The following is a 19825-nucleotide window of genomic DNA, read 5'->3' as shown; positions in this document are numbered from 1 at the left end:
TTTATGCTACGTTTCCAGACTTTGAAATGCCTGTTTCTATTGGCTTCTGTTTTTTTCGCACTTAGTCCTGTCTTTTCCCAGGATGTCAAAAATGAGAAAAAAGGAGATGTTTATGTTGATGACAAGGGAGTAATGCGCTGGGGTCATAACAAGGAGGAAGTAAAAGGTTTTGGAGTGAATTATTCGGTGCCTTTTGCTCATGCATTTCGTTCGGGTAAAAAACTTGGTGTAGACCTGAAGGAGGCTATGCGAAATGACGTCTATCATTTCTCAAGGCTTGGTTTTGATCTTTACAGGATCCATGTCTGGGATACGGAAATAAGTGATGAGGAAGGGAATTTATTAGAGAATGAACATTTGGATCATTTTGACTATTTAATCAGCGAGTTAAAAAAGAGAGAAATCAACTTTGTGCTTACTCCTATTGCCTACTGGGGAAACGGCTGGCCGGAACCGGATGAAGATACTCCGGGATTTTCCAATAAGTTTGGCAAGGAGGGAAGTTTGGTCAATCCTCTGGCAATTGAAGCACAGGAGAATTATCTGGCACAGTTCCTCAACCACGTGAATCCTTATACGGGAAGGGCGTATAAGAACGAGCCTAATGTTATCGCCTTCGAGGTCAGCAATGAGCCGCATCACCGGGAAGCACCCGAAAAGGTACAGGAATTCATTGAAAGGATGATAGCTTCCATGCGATCAACCGACACAAAAAAGCCGATTTTTTATAATGTTACCCATAGCAGCCAGCTGGCCGAAACTTATGCCGCTGCAGGTATTGATGGCGGAACTTTCCAGTGGTATCCAACAGGTCTCGGCTTTGGAAAGGAGCTGGAAGGCAACTTGCTGCCGAATGTGAATAACTACAAAATTCCTTTTGATGATGTGTGGGAGAAGAAAGGTTTGGCAAAGCTGGTCTACGAATTCGATGCTGCAGATGTGATGAAGTCATATATGTATCCTGCCATGGCGCGAAGTTTCAGGCAGGCCGGGATGCAGATAGGGACTCATTTTGCCTATGATCCTACTTATATGGCAGCAGGGAATACAGAGTATGACACTCATTACATGAACCTGGTCTATACTCCTCAAAAGGCGCTGGCGCTAATGATAAGCGGGGAGATCTTTCACGAATTGCCAATGAACAAAGATTTGGGGGGATATCCTGCCAATCTAAACTTTCGAAACTTCGGCATAAGCTATGAGAAAGATCTGGCTGAAATGAATGCTCCGGAAAAATTCATTTATACTAATTCAACCGAAACCTCACCAAAAAATCTCAAGAGGCTGAAGCGAATAGCTGGCTACGGAAATTCCCCGGTAGTTAAGTATGAAGGCACAGGAGCTTACTTCCTGGATAAACTTGAAAACGGAGTATGGAGGCTCGAAATAATGCCCGATGCAGTGCTTGTAGATAATCCTTTTGGGAACAGCAGCCTCGACAAAATTCTTGCAGTCATTAAACATGGAGAGTGGGAGATGAATATTCAACTTCCGGAGCTGGGGAAGAACTTTAGTGTTAGCGGGATGAATAGTGGAAATGAAAGAGAATTTACTGCTTCAGGGAACAGCTTCAGCATAGAACCCGGGACATATATACTCTCCAAAAATGGCAAAAAAGCAAAGGCTTCTTATAAAGGATGGCCGGCAGATGATCTAAAGGCTTTCTTTGCACCGGAGACCACTGTGGATAAAACGTATCTTGTACATGAACCTGCTCCATCTCTGACTGCCGGGCAGAATTACAAGATAGAAGCTACTATAGTATCCAATGAGCCTGTTGAGCAGGTGCAGGCATGGCTGCGGAATGGAAATACCTATGAGAGCCTGGATCTTCAAGAGGAGAAAGCTTATACTTATCGAGCTTCAGTTCCTGAAGAGCTTCTTAAAAAAGGCTTTTTAGAGTATCGTATCATAGTTACTACTCCCGAAGGAACAACAACCTTTCCCGGAGGAAAGCAAGGAAATCCTGGGCAGTGGGATTTTGATCCTGACCAGCCATATTCCGTTCGTATTGTGAATTACGAAGCTCCTGTATTTCTTTTCGATGCTGCCCGGGATCATGAGGACGTAGTTCGAAAATGGCTACCCACGAACAACCTGGTGCCGACAGAAAATCCGGGAGAAGCCGAATTCCAAATAAATATTGAAAAACTCTTTGAAGTAGATCCCGAAAACACCAAAGCTCAACCTGTTTACGATTATTCCTTCAGATATAATTTTAAGAAAAAAATAGAGGGCAGGAGGGAAGCCGTGGAAGGTAAAGACAGATTGGTTTTGAAAGCACGTGCTCTCAATGGTAAACCTGTAAAACTACAGGTAGCACTGGTAATGAATAATGGCAGTTCATTTGGTAAAATCTTAGAGCTCGATCCAAAACTAAAGGAGTATGAGATAGACCTTTCCACACTTGAGCCGGTCAAAACAGTGACTTTGCCGCGACCATATCCTACTTTTTTGCCGTTGTTTTTTGAACATAATATTCAGGAGACATTTGATCTTGAGGAGGCCGAAAGTTTACAATTCTCTATTGGTCCCGGTCTTTCTGAGAGTGAAAGACAGGAGCAACATGGAGTAGGGATTGTTTCGGTGCGGCTGGAATAGGAGAATAAAAAAAGCCGGCTTCTAACCGGCTTTTCTATTGAAGTTCCTCTTGATCTATTCTTTCATAATAGAATATACTGCATAGCCATTGGCTGGTGCACGTAAGGAAACGTTCCCATCTTGATCTGTCATAGGACTGTAATCGATATTGCCAGTGTAATCCATTATTTTAGCCAGATTCCAGTCTGTATCTATGTTGTTCTTGATCTTTGCATTACCATTTGTGTTTATGTAAAGAATTAGCCCCGGATTGGATGGGGTGCGGGCTCTCTTCATTATATATTCATCATCATCTACATAAAGCACTTCCACATCACCTGTAGCTATTGTGTTATTAATGAGGATCAATTGTTGGAGCTGACTCTTAAAGCTTTCATTTTCATAGTCGGAATAAAAGATCGTTGGATAACCGGGATGGGTCAAAATAAAAGCATAAGCTTTTAGCTTGTTTTCCATAGAAATGTAGTTATCCTCGTTGTCGTCCTTTTCGGTATCATGATTTGCTGTAAAAGTCACCGCTTTTTCAGGATGAGTTTTCCAAAGCATGTCATCGGTCAGATAGGTAAGGTCATCGTACCTGTCAAAAGCTTCATCCAGCTTATAAAAAGTCGAAAAATCAAAGACTGCTACTCCTGTTTCCTCTATGTAGTTCCTAAGAGCAGTTGGATTTCCATTCCAAAGTTCGGCCACACCAAATCCGCCAACTTCATCCATCCATTCCTCTACAACCCAGGGCTCAAAACCTAGAACATAATCAAATCTCCAGCCGTCAAAACCAATCTCATTCTTATAGTAATTTGCTACTGAATAATCTGCTTCCCATAACCAGTTCTGAACATACTCCTGATTATGATCAAGATTGGTTTCTTCATAGAACAGACTTCCCGGATCATATGGGCTGGTACTGTTGGGGTAAAAGTTCTCGTAGTTACGGTTGAACAATCCGGAAGCATTACCATGTTCCTCCTCAAATAGGGTATAAGTATCATAACCCCGGTATGGGTTAAATTCCAGACCTCCACCAGAATTATGATTGAGTACTATATCTGCAATTACTTCTATCCCATTGTCGTGAGCCGTTGCAATTAAATTTTCTAGTTCTGCTCTTGAACCGAAACGGGTTTCTACTGTTCCATGCTGATCATATTCTCCAAGGTCAAAATAATCTGAGGGGTCGTAACCCATGGAAAATCCACCAGATTGTCCCTTTGAAGCAGGAGGAAGCCATACCCGGTTCACTCCGGCATCTGCCCAGTCATCAAGCTTTTCGGCCACAGTATTCCACCATTCTCCGGCAGGCTCCACGTCCCAATAAAATCCCTGCATCATAACCCCGCTGCCATTGTCATAGCTCGATAAATCAAGAGGCTCATAATTTGCAGTTGGAGGAGGAGTCTCCCCATTATCGCCCGGATCTGTTTCGACCGCATCATCATCTGAAGTACATCCTGCCAGGAGGAGTAAAGCAACAAATAAGGATAGGATTAAATTTTCTTTTTTCATTTCAAATAAATTATATCAAAAAAGGCTGCTTTGAAGCAGCCTTTTTAAACTGTTTAAGATTTATTCTTCCCCTTGAGGAATAAGGATGTAACGTCCTGTAATGTCGTTGAACCAAATATCATAAACTCCTGCCTGCGCCACCATGTTGTCACCGGCACCATAGTTGGCTTTTCCGCTAAGTGCATCTGAAGCAGCACCCCAGTTATCGGCCCAATCATCATCTGCGCGGAACTTGAATTCACCATCACCTAATTCGATGTCATTGATGAACCAGATATGTGGATCAAACTCCTGCTGAGTCATATCTGTATCTGCATCCCAGCCTCCTGCCTGTGCAGGTCCAATCAAACCAATGCTACCGTATGTTGCAGCGCTGCTTTCATCATAGGTTTCGAAAGAATACGTCATATCATCAACGTTCACTGTCAAGGTATAGTAACCATCTGCATCAACAGGGAATGCCGATGGGTCGCCGCCCAAAATAGTACTATTACTTAAGGTACCGTTGTCAAGTCCCCATTGTGGTTGCCATTGACCAAGTATTTCAAGAAGTTTAAATCCTTCCTTATCTCCACTTCCATCAAATCTTCCGGTGAAGTGGAAAAGATCTTCATTCTCACCATCCCTGAACAACGGAGTATTGTTGTTATCGGGATTCCAACCTGCAGCGGTAGCATCACCTACTAGGAAGAAATTAAGGAATACTTCCTCTTCTTCTCCTGCTGTTTCTGGTATAAGAATGTTTAAAGCCTGCACTTCAGAAGCATGAACCATTTCACCTCCTGTACCTGCAGTAGCTACTACCTGAACATACAGAGTACCTGTATTTGGTGCTTCTGTCGCGGGATCGTTATCTATTCCTGCATCTTCGGCCAAACTCATAAGTTGCTTTACTTTTACGGCAAGATTTGTTCCTGCTGTACTTCCAAGCAAAACGGGGTCTGCCATTTCTGCAGAAGTAGAAGCCAGTACATCATAGTTTATGTTGGTAGGTACCTCAAGATCTATTTCATTCCAAACAAATCTTTCCACAGTGTTTTCTGCAGTTGCAGTTGTTAGGATATACTGTGAGGAAAAAGTATTGATGAAAGCAATGCCCTCGGGGTCGGGTTGTGCGATGAATACCACATCATCATCACTCGTACAGGAGTTAAAACCTGTTAGAGCAACAAAAGCTAGTAGTAATATTGATAGTTTTTTCATTGTTCTGTTTTTTTAATTTTAGTTGTATCCTGGATTTTGTGTTAAGTTGGTATTAACCCCTAGATCTGACGCAGGGATTGGGTATATGTTTCTGAAGGCAGCAGTAGTAGTTCCCTGCGGAACATCACCTTTCCATGCCCATACTCCATTTTCGGTAAATTGATTGAAACGAATAAGATCTGTTCTTCGGTGCGCTTCCCAGTATAATTCCCTTCCTCTTTCATTTATTAAGAAGTTAAGGTTTATGTCGCCTTGAGAAACCTGGCCATTACCAGCCCCATAAGCTCTTTCTCTTAGTTCATTTACATAACTAACAGCCTGTGACATGTTGGTATTTGTTCTAAAAGCAGCTTCAGCATACATCAGGTAAATATCTCCAAGCCTGAACAACGGGAAATCTGTATCCACATGTTCTCCGGTTGCATCACTTCCCTGTTCTCCATTTACATCAACATTCTTGAATTTGCCTACAGCATAACCATCTCTAAAATCACTGATTGTGGTTACTTCCAGGCTTTGTCCTTCGGTATAGAACATCTCTCTTTCATCTGCAGAGTCGGCTCCACCGGGAAACAGGTTCACAAATTCCGGAGTAGTTCTTAATCCCGCCCAACCGGAATTTACTCCAAATTCAGCCGGATCCATATCTCCACCAATAGAGGCATGAATAACAAAGGTTAAACCTCCATAGGAGTTGGTATTGATACCGTCAAACCTAATAGGTAAGATGATCTCATTTTGAGCGCCGTTTACATCATTATCTGCAAGGAAAAGTTTTTGATAATCATCCACCAAAGTATATCCTGCATCTATTACTTTTTGAGTGTAAGTAAGTACATCGGCATATCTCTCTGTTCCGGTATAGACTTCAGAATTCAGGTAGAGTTTGGCCAATAGAGTCCAAACAGCAGCCTGGTCGGCGCGGCCATATTCGTTTTGATTAGCTGCCACGATCTCGCCTTCAATATCCAGTAGCTCGCTCTCTATATACTCAAAAAGATCTGCTCTCTGGATCTGTTCAGGAAGAAAAGCACCAATGGGGCTTTCTTCGGTAATAAAAGGTGGATTTCCAAAAAGATCCATTGCATGATAGTAGCTCAAGGCTCTAAGGAATCTGGCTTCAGATCTGAATTGTTTGATCTCTGCTATTTGAGACTCATTAAATCCTCTTGCACTCAGGCTTTCATCACTCGACTGGCGAATAAATTCATTGGCCTGGGCAATTTGATACAATAGTCGGGAGTACATGGTACGAATAAATTCGTTACCTGAGGTCCAGTTCTGTCCATGAAGGTCGGCAATTGTTCCATCGTTCCATCCAATGATAGCCTCATCTGTTGGAAGTTCCTGTAGCATCCAGTAAAGACGCAGGTATTGTGAGAATCCTTCATCGAGACCCAGAAGATCTGGTTCACCTGCCGGTCCTTCCTGGCCGCTTACCGCCAGCCCGGCATATAGTTTTGCTAAGAACTGCTTGTAAGCAGCCGGATCCTGAAGAGCTTGTTCCGGCACCTGCCTATTATCTTCAGGTTGTAGGTCTAATTCACTTTCACAGGAGCTCAGTATACTTAAGCTAAGGAAAATGAGAAAGAATGATTTTATTTTATTGTTCATATTCATAATTTTTATTGCCTAAAATGTCAAATTCAGACCTAAAGTATAGGTTCGGGGTCTTGGATAGAAATTATTATCTATACCGCTAAATATCTCAGGGTCCAAACCATCATAGTCTGTGATGGTCAAAACATTACTTACTGTAAAAGTAGTTCTGAAATCCACTTTGTCTCCGGCGAAAAGGTATCCTGCAGATATGTTGTCAAGTTTTACGAAATCTGAACTTTGCACGTAGTAATCTGAAAAGAACTGACTTTCATCAAAATCTGTTTCAAGAACGTTTGCGTTAAAGTTAGAATAGTAAGGTTGCGGTGTAACAGTACCTGCTCCTCTAAACCCGGTGGAAGACTGCATGTTGTTATAGATATAACCTCCAAAACTTCCTCTCCAAGTAAAGCTGAAATTGAAATCTTTATAGCTAAAATTGTTGCTCAATCCCATAAAAACATCTGGTGAAGCCTTTTTATAAGCTTGGCGATCTATTTCTGTAATGGTGTTGTCACCGTTTACGTCTACGTAAGCTCCCTCGATAGGCTGCCCGTTAGGATCATATACCTGGCGGTACACAAAGAAAGTGGTTGGATCAATTCCGGTTTTCCAAAGTTGAATCGTATTACCAACACCACCACTTATACCTCCTTGAGGAATGAAAAAGTTTGGATCATCTCCCAAAGAGAGTTTGGTGATCTCGAGATCCTGAAAAGTAATGTTATAGTTAAGATCCCAATTTACCTTGTCTGTTTGTACAAGATTTCCGTTTAAACCAATTTCCAATCCCCGGCTCACTGTTTCACCTACGTTTGTAACCAAACGGTCCGAAAGGTTAGCTCCGGCAGGAACAGGTACTTCAGCCAATAGGTTCTCGGTAGTTCGGTGGTAAGCATCTACACTTCCTGAAAGTCGGTCATTGAAAAATCCAAAGTCCATACCCACGTTATAGGTCTGTAACTCTTCCCATTTCAAATCCTTATCATACTCCTCGGGACGTAGCGTGTTATAGAACTGGTTGCCAAACTGGTAGCTAGCACCTCTCTGGCTTGGTGTATACACACCCACATATCCATAAACAGGACCAATCTCCTGGTTACCTGTTACCCCGTAACCTGCTCTCAGCTTTAATTCAGATAACACACCAGAATCTTTTAAAAAGTCTTCATTGTTTATCTTCCAACCAACTGAAACAGCAGGGAAAGAACTCCAGCGGTTGTCTTCACTAAACCTCGATGAACCATCCATCCTGTAGCTACCGGAGATCAAATATTTGTCATTAATATCAAAACTTGCCCGTGCGAAATATGACTCCAATGCATTACGGTTAATGACGATTGGATTTAACACCCAGTTGTCTTCCGCTTCCTGGTCTGTATATCTCTGCTGACTTGAAACAAAGAACTCCTGGTAAGAATGTCCTGCAGTAAGATCTACGCTAGTACTTATGGATTCCAAGTATGGTTTATAATTGAAATAAAAGTCCAAAAGCTGGTTGCGGTTCATTCCCCAGTACACTTCTTCATCTGGGATGTCCTGTAGAACTACTGCAGATGAGGTAGGACGGGAATTGTATCCGCTATTTTCGGAATAATCCAATCCCGCATTAAGGTTAAATCTAAGATCTTCAACCAAAGAAATCCGGTAATCAACGTTGAAATTAGTGATAACACGTTCAGTTTTTCCCTCATCGACCCGTTGTAGAAGAAGAGCAACAGGGTTTCGGGTTGCCTGTTGTAAAGCGACACCTTGATTGTTGGTCCACTCGTAGAATCCGCCATAACGGCTGTTGGGATCGTAAACCGGCTTGGTGGGGTCAAAATTTACAGCTGCACCTATAGCACCATTGTCTGCAAAGTCATTTTGATCGATACTTCCTTTTGCAGTAAGAGTCAATTTTAAATCATTGTCCAATAAGTCCCAGTTAAGAGCAGTATTTATTGCATTTCTCTGGTACAAATCTGTTTTTAAAATACCTTTTTGTGAAGTATGGTTCAGGTTTACCCTGTAATAGAAATTGTCAAGCCCTTGAGACACAGTGAAGTTGTGAATAGCACCCTCTGCAGTTTGATAGATCTCATCCTGCCAGTCTGTATTCGCATCTCCCAAAAGATTTAGATCGGTTCCCGGGGTTGTTTCAATCAGGTTTCTGAACTCATCTGCATCTAAGACATCCACGGTTTCAACCACTTCGCTTATGGAAGTTTTAAGATCATATTCAAATTTAAGATCTGCATTCTTTTTACCCTTTTTTGTGGTGATAAGGATCACCCCGTTAGAAGCCCTTGAACCATAGATAGCGGTAGCTGAAGCATCTTTAAGGACCACAAAATCATCGATTTCATTTGGGTTAATAGCATTTAACTGGTTTCTTACACCCTGTACACCCCGCTGGTCAAGTGGAACACCATCTACTACAATAAGAGGAGAGTTGTTTGCAGATAAAGAAGAACCACCACGGATCCTAATTTCTGATCCACCACCCGGAGCACCGTCACCAGAGGTTATTCGAACTCCGGCAGATTTACCCTGGATTAATTGTTCAGGCGAAACTATTGACCCCTCATTAAAATCTTCTGTTGAGATCTGTTGAACAGCACCTGTGGCATCCTGTCTTCTGGTAGAACCATAACCAATAAGAACTACCTCTTCAAGGATTGCTGTATCGGGGGCTAGTTGTACGTTTATGGTTTCCTGCCCGGTGTAGGGGATCTCCTGTGGAGCGAATCCTATATATGACACTACAATAACGTCATCCAGGTTAACTCCTTCAAGGGTATACTCCCCATCAAAATTGGTAGTGGTACCTGTTGTGGTACCTCTAATTACTATGTTAGCTCCCGGGATGGGCATCCCGGTGTCCCTTTCGGTGACAATACCGCTAACAGTAGATTGAGCAAAAAAGCTCATTGGCATCAATAACATGAGCAATGTGCTTTTAATAAATGTTCTCATAAAATTGCATGTTAGGTTTTACTTAGTTTTAACCTTATATTTCTACTTTCCGGGATTAAAATTAGGTAAACTAAAAGGATCTACAGGTATTAAACTCTGTAGGGAGAGGCTCGAAAACGTTTTCGTGTTGAAAACTTTATCATAATCCTAATTTAACATGAAAATATAATAGATTTACGATTTTTAACAGGTCTAAAATTTTGATCCTTTATTAATGAAGCCAAAACTCACCCTTAAGCAAATCGCACGTGAACTGGATGTATCTGTTTCCACGGTCTCCAAAGCTTTACGCGACAGCCCCGAAATTAGTGACGATACGAGGCAAAAGATCCAGGCTTTTGCAAAGCTCTATAACTATAAACCGAACAACATTGCGCTTAGTTTAAAGAATCGTAAAACCCGTACTATCGGGTTAGTACTTCCCGAGATCGTTCATGATTTTTTTGCTACAGTCATTAGCGGGGTAGAGGAAGTGGCCAATAAAAGAGGGTATAACGTTCTCATCTGTTTATCGAACAATTCCTTTGACAGAGAGGTCATTAACATGGAAATGCTGGCCAATGGCAGTACAGATGGTTTTATTCTTTCTGTAGCCAAGGAAACCCAGCAAAAAGAGGACTATCATCACCTTGAGGAAGTAATAAGCCAGGGGATGCCACTTGTAATGGTAGACCGGGTTGTAAATGATATTATTTGTGACAAAGTGATAATAGATGACAGCGATGGGGCCAGGAATGCTGTTCAACAGCTAATTGATAATGGCTGTCGCAAAATAGCCATCATTACAACGGTAGATTACGTAAGTGTAGGTAAATTGCGTACAGAGGGTTATCTAAGGGCGCTTCGGAATAATGACCTGGAGGTGGATCAAGACCTTATTCTTAAGATCGAGGATATGGATAACAGTCAGGAAGAAATTGCCGGTTTCATACAGGATAAAGAAATAGACGGGGTTTTTGCAGTCAACGAGCAATTCGCGACAAGTGCAGTAAAGGCCTTGTTTGACCAGGGGATCTCTGTGCCCAATGATGTCCTTGTCTTTAGTTTTTCTGACGGAGAACTCTCCAGAAGGTTCATCCCCAGTCTTAGCACAGTAAACCAACACGGTGCCGAAATGGGTGCAAAAGCAGCTGAGCTTCTAATAGATCGTATAGAAAAGGCCGTAGCAGATGAAAACTTCCAAACAGCCGTAGTCAAAACAAGTTTAGTTGAAAGAGAGTCCAGCCAGAAAAGAAAAAAGTCTCTGGTTTAACTTTATTTTATATATTTGACAGGATTTTTATCAAAACTTATATTTCTACTTCCCTTTAATAGTTTTGATAAGTCTAAACAGCTTATCGTAATTTAATACTACGATAATGCAAAAACGCACTTTGAGTTTTTGGGAGATCTGGAACATGAGTTTTGGATTTCTGGGTATTCAACTTGGCTTTGCCCTTCAAAATGCCAATGCCAGCAGAATTCTTCAAATATTTGGCGCCGACGTTCACGAACTTTCGTGGTTCTGGCTGGTTGCACCTATTACCGGGCTTATAGTCCAGCCCATCATTGGATATTATAGTGACAGAACCTGGACCAGGTTAGGACGGCGACGGCCTTTCTTCCTGGTAGGAGCTCTTATGGCTGCCGCCGGATTGATCCTAATGCCAAACGCCGATCTCTTCATTGCCATCCTGCCTTCACTTTGGATAGGTGCAGGGATGCTCTTTGTAATGGATGCATCCTTTAATATTGCAATGGAACCTTTCAGGGCTTTGGTGGCAGATAATTTACCATCAGACCAGCGTACCCTGGGGTTTAGTGTTCAAACAGTATTAATAGGAATTGGAGCTGTGGTAGGTTCCTGGCTGCCGTACGTACTTGCCAACTGGTTCAATATTAGTAACCGGACTGTGGCCGGAGAAGTTCCGTTGAACTTGTTACTCTCCTTTGTAATTGGAGCTGCGATCCTGGTAATAAGTATTCTCGTGACGATTCTTACCACAAAGGAATATACTCCCGAGGAACTTGCCCAAATGGATGACCATATCGAGGATAAGGCGCTGGAAGATCAAAAGAAGTCCAGTCTCCTCGACATTTTTACCGACTTTAAAAACATGCCGTTTACTATGCGCCAACTGGCATGGGTACAGTTCTTCTCCTGGTTTGGGCTGTTTGGGATGTGGGTTTTTTCTACTCCGGCAATTGCCCATCACATTTATGGGTTACCACTTACAGATAACAGCAGTGAAACCTACCAGGATGCAGGAGATTGGGTAGGGGTGCTCTTTGGAGTTTATAATGCGGTATCTGCTGTCTTTGCTTTTTTCTTGCCTGCAATCGCTCTGAAAATTGGAAGGAAAAGTACTCATATGTTGTCATTGATCCTGGGAGGGCTTGGATTACTGTCCATATATATTGCCCCCAATGAATACTGGCTATTGCTTTCAATGGTTGGAATTGGAATTGGCTGGGCTAGTATACTTGCCATGCCCTATGCTATTCTGGCAGGTTCAATTCCTCCAAGGAAGATGGGCGTGTACATGGGAATCTTCAACTTCTTTATTGTCATCCCTCAAATTATCAACGCCCTTATAGGTGGCCCTATGGTGAAATACTTATATGGAGGAAATCCCATATATGCATTAGTGACCAGCGGCGTGGCCTTTCTTATAGCTGCTGCTTTGTGTGTGAGGATCTATGATGTTGATGAACCGGTTGTAGTAAAAAATTCTTAATAAAATGAATAGAACAAAAGGAATAATATTCGACCTGGACGGGGTCATTGTGGATACTGCTAAATTTCATTATTTGGCATGGAGAAAGATGGCCAATGATCTGGGTTTTGATATAACATTAGAGCAAAATGAGAAGCTTAAAGGTGTAAGCCGCGTAAATTCTCTTCAACAAATATTAGGCTGGGGAAACAAGACAGTTACAGAAACTGAATTTGAAGAACTCATGTCATCCAAGAATGATGATTACCTGGCCCGAATCGCCCACATGGATGACGATGATCTTTTACCCGGTGTAAAAAAGAGTCTGGATTATCTCACCCAAAATAACGTGCCTTTTGCCCTGGGATCTGCCAGTAAAAATGCTCGTCCTATACTAAAGGGACTAAAGATCGAACAGCGGTTCAAGGCTATTGTCGATGGTAATGATGTTTCCAAAGCCAAACCAGATCCCGAGGTTTTTTTAATTGCTGCTGAAAAGCTGGGAATTCCGCCGCAGGAATGTGTAGTGTTTGAAGATTCTGTTGCTGGTATTGAGGCGGCAAATGCTGCAGGAATGGTAAGCGTTGGTATAGGAGACAAGGAAATACTGAAAGAGGCAGATTACAATTTTGCCGATTTTACCGAAATAGATGATAAATTTTTAGAACAAATAGTTAGAAAATAAATAAATGAATCAGGATTATATAATACCAAGCAACTGGTCAATTCTGGAAGAAGGATTTGAGGCAGGAAGAGTAGAGGCTAGTGAAAGTCTTTTTAGCCTTGGGAATGGAGCAATGGGCCAGCGGGCCAATTTTGAAGAATATTATTCCGGAGACACTTTCCAGGGGAGCTACATAGCAGGAGTTTATTATCCCGATAAGACCAAAGTGGGATGGTGGAAAAATGGATACCCCGAATATTTTGCTAAAGTTCTTAATGCTCCCAACTGGATTGGAATCAATGTCTTTATTAATGGAGAAGTACTGGATCTGGCTAGTTGTAAAGAGGTCAGGGATTTTCGTAGGGAACTAAATATGAAGGAGGGATGGTACGAGCGCAGTTTTACTGCAGTTATGCCCAATGATCTTGAAGTAGCAGTAAAAGTTGTGCGATTCCTTTCTCTTAAAAGAAATGAACTTGGGGTAATTAATTACCAGGTTGAGGTAGTAAACAGCGACGCCACTGTCATTTTTGAGCCTTATCTGGATAGTGGTATAACCAACGAAGATGCCAACTGGGAAGAGAAGTTCTGGAAAACTCTCGAAGTTAAAACTGCAGATGAGCAGGGTTTTATTACAGCCAAAACCCTTAAAACTGAATTTCATGCTACCTCCTTCATGCAGTCTGCCCTGTTCAAAAACGGGAGTAAGGTGAAAACAGAATGTACTGAAGTTACTTTTGATGAAAAGATCATCTTCAGGTATGCTTCTGATGTTAAAAAAGGAGAAAAGATAAGCCTGCATAAATTCGGCGGATATGTGACAGATATGAATCACAAGCGCCCAGATCTTATTAGTGCAGCTAAGGACGTTTTAAACAATGCTGTTTCAGCAGGTTTTGATGTGCTGCTTCAGGAGCAAAAAGAGGCCTGGGCTGCAGTCTGGGAAATGGCCGACATTACTATCCAGGGAGACGTGAAGGCCCAGCAGGGGATCAGGTTCAATATTTTTCAGCTAAATCAGACTTACCTGGGAGAAGATGCCCGACTAAATATTGGGCCCAAAGGATTTACAGGTGAAAAATACGGTGGTAGCACTTACTGGGATACTGAAGCCTATTGTATTCCTTTTTATATGGCGACCAAAGACCAGCATGTAGCGCGAAACCTCCTTACCTATAGATATAATCACCTGGACAAGGCTATCGAAAATGCCGAAAAACTTGGTTTTTCCAATGGTGCTGCTCTTTATCCTATGGTGACCATGAATGGAGAGGAAAGCCACAATGAGTGGGAGATCACTTTCGAGGAGATCCACCGCAACGGAGCCATGGTTGTAGCTATCAAAAGATATGTTGATTTTACCGGCGACTTTAGTTATATCCCGGAAAAAGGCCTGGAAGTAATGATCGCTATTGCAAGATTTTGGCAGCAACGTACAAACTACAGTACTAAAAAGGACAAATACGTTATTCTTGGAGTCACCGGGCCCAATGAATATGAAAATAACGTCAACAATAACTGGTACACTAATTATATAGCAAAATGGTGTATCGACTATTGCCTGTCCTCCCTTGAAAAAGTGGCTAAGGAATATCCTTCAGATCACGGGCGGGTTCTACAAAAGACAGGTCTGTCAGAGGAAGAAATGGCTGGATGGAAAGAAGTTTCAGAAAAGATGTACTTCCCTTATTCCGAAGAATACCAGGTGTTCCTACAGCAGGACAGTTTTCTGGATAAGGAGATCATTCCTGTTTCCGAACTGCCCAAATCTCAACGTCCTATCAACCAAAAGTGGAGCTGGGATCGAATTTTACGCTCCTGTTATATAAAGCAGGCCGATGTGCTACAGGGTTTTTATTTCTTTGAAGATCATTTCTCCAAAGAAGACCTTGAGAAGCATTTCGATTTCTACGAACCATTGACGGTCCATGAATCCTCACTTTCGCCCTGTGTTCATAGCATACAGGCTGCAGCTCTGGGAAGAATGGAGCAGGCGTACAGGTTCTACTTGCGAACCTCAAGGCTTGATCTTGATGATTATAACAATGAAGTCAAGGAAGGCTGCCATATCACCAGTATGGCCGGGACCTGGATGAGTATAGTGGAAGGTTTTGGAGGAATGCGAGTAACAGATGGAAAGCTTTCTTTTAATCCACAGATCCCCGAAGGTTGGGATAGCTATTCCTTCAAACTCAATTTTAGAGACCAGATATTGAAAATAAATGTTGCACCCGGCAAAACAAGTTTCTCCCTTGAAGGAAATGAGCCTTTGGAGATCCTGGTAAAAGGTAACACAGTAAAGGTGGAACCAAGCGTGCCGGTAACTGTTTAAAACCATAAAAATGAAGAAGTTTTTTTTCCTCTTATTGTTCCTGGGTAGTTTTTCCATAAATGCCCAAATTGAAAAAGTGGAGCCGCCATTCTGGTGGAGCGACATGAACTATTCTGAAGTGCAGTTGATGTTCTACGGAAAAAATCTTGCTGAATATGATATTTCTGCCCCCAAAGAAATGATCATTAGCAATGTTCGTAAGACTGAAAATCCCAACTATGTATTTGTAACGGTGCAAACTGAAGATCTCGAGCCGGGCAACTACGACATCAGGTTTTCTAAAAAGGGGAAAAAAGGCTTCTCTTATAGCTACGAGCTCAAGAAACGTGAGCCGGGTTCTGCAATGCGGGAGGGCTTTGATGCTTCAGATGCTATTTATCTGATCATGCCCGATCGTTTTGCCAACGCCGATCCTTCAAATGATTCTCATCCCGAACTTCAGGAAAAAGCAGACCGAAGTAAGCCGGGAGGCAGGCACGGGGGCGATATCGAGGGTATTATTCAGAACCTGGATTACCTTGAGGACTTAGGGGTGACAGCTCTTTGGAGCACTCCCTTACTTGAGGATGATGACAAGGCTTATTCCTATCATACGTACGCACAAAGCGATGTTTACAGGATAGATCCGCGTTATGGAACCAATGAAGATTACAAGCGCCTGGCTACCGAGATGGAGAAGCGGGACATGAAACTTATCATGGATTATGTCACCAATCACTGGGGCTCAGAGCACTGGATGATCAAGGATCTGCCAACCTACGACTGGGTTCACCAGTTTCCGGGATATAAGAATTCTAATTATCGAATGACCACCCAATTTGATCCTCACAGATCGGGAATTGATACAAGATTGAATGAGGATGGCTGGTTTGTTTCCACCATGCCCGATCTAAATCAAAGCAATCCACTGGTGCTCAATTACCTTATCCAGAATGCCATTTGGTGGATTGAATACTCAGGTCTTGACGGGTTTAGAGTCGACACCTATTCCTATAATGATAAAGATGGAATTTCCAGGTGGACGAAAGCTATAATGGATGAGTATCCTTACTTCAATATTGTTGGTGAAGTGTGGATGCATGACCAGGCACAGATCTCTTACTGGCAAAAGGATTCCCCTATTGGTGCTATCCAAAGCTACAACACTCATCTGCCTTCAGTAATGGATTTTACGCTGCACGATGCCCTAATGGTGATGTTCAATGAAGATGAACAGCACTGGGACCAGGGAATGGTGCGTGCTTATGAGAATTTTGCCAATGACTTTTTGTATGCTGATATTTACAATCTTCTTGTCTTTGCGGGAAACCACGATACAAATCGCATCAATGAACAGTACGACGGGGATGTGGAGAAATATAAACTGGCTCTTACGCTGGTACTTACTACCCGTGGCATCCCGCAGCTATATTACGGAGACGAGATAGGAATGCGCGGCGACAAACCTGCAAAAGGCGATGCCGATATTCGCAGGGATTTTCCCGGAGGCTGGGCCGGTGATGAGCAGAACGCTTTTACTGAAGCCGGTAGAACTGAAATGCAGAATGATTACCATTCTTTCACCAAAAAGCTGCTGAATTACCGCAAGAACAGCGAAGTTCTTCACTACGGAAAGTTACTGCAGTACATACCTGAAAATAATGTGTATGTATATTTTCGCTATAATGACTCAGAGCGGGTGATGGTAGTGATCAACAATAATCCTGAGGCCCAGACGCTTAACCTTGAGAGATTCTCGGAAGGTTTGGGAGGTGCGACTGCGGGAAGAGATATAATTTCAGAAGAGCAGCTCACGCTGAGCGACACTCTGGAGATTTCCGGAAAAACTTCAATGGTAATTGAGTTGAATTAGATCGCATGAAGGCATTGCCGAAATACCTCTCAAAAATGGCATTTTTAAATGCCTTTATTTTCCTGTCTTTATCTGCACTGGCACAAAATCGGGAGAGGGATTTCGTGACAATGGAGAGAACGAAAGCAGGGGTAGAGGTTCATACAAATGACGGGAAATATCTATTTAAGTATTTCACTCCCGAAATTGTGGAGACTTCCTTTATTCCGCAAGGCGAAGAGTACATAGATCATTCTCATGCCGTAGTGCTTGAGCCGCAGGTGGTACCTTTTACTGTTTCTGAAGATGAAAATACGATTAGAATTGATTCTGAAGGCCTGGATATAGAGGTTTCAAAAATGCCATTTCAGGTGACCTATTTTTACATCGAAGAAAAGGTCATTTCAGAAAAATCAGGCTACACTAAAGAAGAGCAGCACGAAAAGATAGATTTTAATCTTACAGAATATGAAGTGCTTATGGGTGGTGGCGCCCGTGCTCTTGGAATGAATAGGCGTGGCAACAGGCTTCAGCTTTACAATCGTGCACATTACGGTTACGAAACTAAAAGCGAACTTCTCAATTTTACTTTGCCAATAGTTCTGTCTTCAGAAAAATATTTACTCCATTTCGACAACGCGCCCATTGGTTACCTGGATCTTGACAGTGATTTCAGCAATACGCTTACCTACGAAACTATAGGAGGAAGAAAGACCTATCAGCTGGTTGTAGGCGACACGTGGGAAGATATAGTGGGTAATTACACTTTATTGACAGGCAGACAACCTTTACCACCACGCTGGGCCCTTGGGAATTTTTCCAGTCGGTTTGGATATCACTCGCGGCAGGAAGTCGAAGAAACTGTAGAGAAGTTTAGAGAGGAGAATATTCCGGTGGATGCTGTGATCATCGATCTGTTCTGGTTTGGCCATGAGATCAAAGGCACTATGGGTAATCTGGCTTTTGTGACAGATTCCTTTCCGAAGCCTGAAGAAATGATCAAAGACCTGGCTCAAGACGGAGTAAAGACAATTCTGGTGACAGAGCCGTTCATCCTTACCACCTCCAACCGGTGGGAAGAGGCGGTAGAGCAGGGTGTATTGGGAAAAGATTCCCTGGGTAATCCATACACCTACGATTTCTACTTCGGAAACACCGCCTTAATTGACATTTTTGACCCAAAAGCAAAAGCATGGTTCTGGAACATTTACGAGGAACTTACAGAAATGGGAGTAGGTGGCTGGTGGGGTGACCTGGGAGAGCCCGAAATGCATCCTGAAAATCTCCTACACGCCACAGGTACTGCCAACGAGGTACATAATATTTACGGACATTACTGGGCAAAGCTAATCCATGAAGGCTATGAACGAGCCTTTCCTGAGCAACGGCCGTTCATCCTCATGCGGGCAGGGGCGGCAGGCTCTCAGCGGTTCGGATTGATGCCTTGGTCTGGCGATGTGAACCGAAGCTGGGGCGGACTCAAACCACAACCTGAAATCTCTCTTCAAATGGGGCTGCAGGGTCTGGCTTATATGCATTCAGATCTTGGGGGATTTGCAGGAGATAACTTGAATGATGAATTATATGTAAGATGGCTCCAATACGGAGTTTTTCAACCCGTGTATCGCCCACATGCGCAGGAAGAAGTTCCTTCAGAACCGGTTTTTAGAGAACCCACGACAAAAGAACTTTCCAAAAAGGCAATAGAGCTGAGGTACAAACTTTTGCCGTACAACTATACCCTGGCCTTCAAAAATACTACTGAAGGTCTTCCTTTAATGCGACCGCTATTTTTTGAGGAACCGGATAATTTCAGGTTGTATTCTATCGCCGGCACCTACTTTTGGGGAGAAAATATCCTTGTTTCACCTGTGCTTCGGGAGAATATAACTCAACAAGAGGTGTATTTTCCGAAAGGTTCCAATTGGTTTGACTTTTATACCGGGGAGAAATATACAGGTGGTAGTACAACTACAATTCAGCTGAAAGAAGAATACATTCCGACTTTTGTGAGAGGTGGTTCTTTTATACCCATGGCAAAACCACTTCAGACCACTCAGAATTTTTCCGCAGAAGATGTGGAGCTACATTACTTTTTTGACACCGAGGCAGGTGCTACACAGGACATTCTGTACCACGATGATGGCAAAACACCTGAGGCTTACTCTCAAGGTGACTACGAGATCCTAAGATTCCACGGCAGGAACCAAAAGAACAGGCTTTTCCTGGAGATCGCGAAAAAGCCGGGAAAAGACAGTAGAAATTCAGAATTTAAAGAAATGGATCTTTTCATTCATAATTATGAAGTAAGGCCAAAAGAGGTAAGGGTGAATGACCAAAAAGTGTCATTTGATTACGTCCAAAATGAAAGGAAGGTCTTCATTCCTCTAACTTTAAAAGAAGACAATACAATTATTAGCATTATTAACTAAAAT

11 protein-coding genes are annotated in these 19825 nt (G+C 42.5%); 7 read left to right on the top strand and 4 right to left on the bottom strand.

Translation table 11 applies throughout. The features are described from left to right. Positions 1–3: 3 nt before the first annotated feature. Positions 4–2604, top strand: coding sequence for a glycoside hydrolase family 5 protein (locus VR862_RS02130; protein WP_324719296.1), 2601 nt, complete (start codon positions 4–6; stop codon positions 2602–2604). A gap of 54 nt (positions 2605–2658) precedes the next feature. Here the strand turns inward: VR862_RS02130 and VR862_RS02125 are convergent, their stop codons facing one another. Genes VR862_RS02125 through VR862_RS02110 form a run of 4 tightly spaced genes read right to left on the bottom strand, consistent with a single transcriptional unit; the run spans position 2659 to position 9867 of the window. Beyond that, positions 2659–4107 carry an alpha-amylase gene (locus VR862_RS02125; RefSeq protein WP_324719295.1) on the bottom strand — a complete coding sequence of 483 codons (1449 nt, stop codon included), beginning with the start codon at positions 4105–4107 and terminating at the stop codon, positions 2659–2661. Between the two features lie 60 nt (positions 4108–4167). Continuing rightward, positions 4168–5310, bottom strand: coding sequence for a SusE domain-containing protein (locus VR862_RS02120; protein WP_324719293.1), 1143 nt, complete (start codon positions 5308–5310; stop codon positions 4168–4170). A gap of 18 nt (positions 5311–5328) precedes the next feature. Next, positions 5329–6924, bottom strand: a complete 1596-nt coding sequence (locus VR862_RS02115) for a RagB/SusD family nutrient uptake outer membrane protein (RefSeq protein WP_324719292.1) — start codon at positions 6922–6924, stop codon at positions 5329–5331. 18 nt (positions 6925–6942) lie between these two features. Next, positions 6943–9867, bottom strand: coding sequence for a SusC/RagA family TonB-linked outer membrane protein (locus VR862_RS02110; protein ID WP_324719291.1), 2925 nt, complete (start codon positions 9865–9867; stop codon positions 6943–6945). 214 nt (positions 9868–10081) lie between these two features. Between VR862_RS02110 and VR862_RS02105 the strand changes: the two genes are divergently transcribed. The 6 genes from VR862_RS02105 to VR862_RS02080 all read left to right on the top strand — a co-directional run bounded on the left by VR862_RS02105 (position 10082) and on the right by VR862_RS02080 (position 19822). Beyond that, positions 10082–11119, top strand: a complete 1038-nt coding sequence (locus VR862_RS02105) for a LacI family DNA-binding transcriptional regulator (protein ID WP_324719290.1) — start codon at positions 10082–10084, stop codon at positions 11117–11119. 106 nt (positions 11120–11225) lie between these two features. Beyond that, the gene (locus VR862_RS02100) at positions 11226–12584 is read left to right on the top strand and encodes an MFS transporter (RefSeq protein ID WP_324719288.1); all 1359 of its coding nucleotides are present in this window, start codon (positions 11226–11228) and stop codon (positions 12582–12584) included. A gap of 4 nt (positions 12585–12588) precedes the next feature. Next, on the top strand, positions 12589–13248 hold the full coding sequence (gene pgmB, locus VR862_RS02095) for a beta-phosphoglucomutase (RefSeq protein WP_324719287.1): 660 nt from the start codon (positions 12589–12591) through the stop codon (positions 13246–13248). Positions 13249–13252: 4 nt separating this feature from the next. Further along, positions 13253–15559, top strand: a complete 2307-nt coding sequence (mdxK, locus tag VR862_RS02090) for a maltose phosphorylase MdxK (protein ID WP_324719286.1) — start codon at positions 13253–13255, stop codon at positions 15557–15559. Between the two features lie 10 nt (positions 15560–15569). Beyond that, entirely contained in the window at positions 15570–17411 is a 1842-nt protein-coding gene (locus VR862_RS02085) for a glycoside hydrolase family 13 protein (RefSeq protein WP_324719285.1), read from the top strand. A gap of 35 nt (positions 17412–17446) precedes the next feature. Continuing rightward, a complete protein-coding gene (locus VR862_RS02080; protein ID WP_324719284.1) occupies positions 17447–19822 on the top strand; it encodes a glycoside hydrolase family 31 protein in 2376 nt (791 codons plus the stop codon). Positions 19823–19825: the final 3 nt, after the last annotated feature.

This window comes from Salinimicrobium aquimaris, assembly GCF_035607535.1.
GTDB lineage: Bacteria > Bacteroidota > Bacteroidia > Flavobacteriales > Flavobacteriaceae > Salinimicrobium.
Note: the sequence above shows the minus strand (reverse complement) of the source record. Positions and strands in the feature narration are given on the sequence as shown.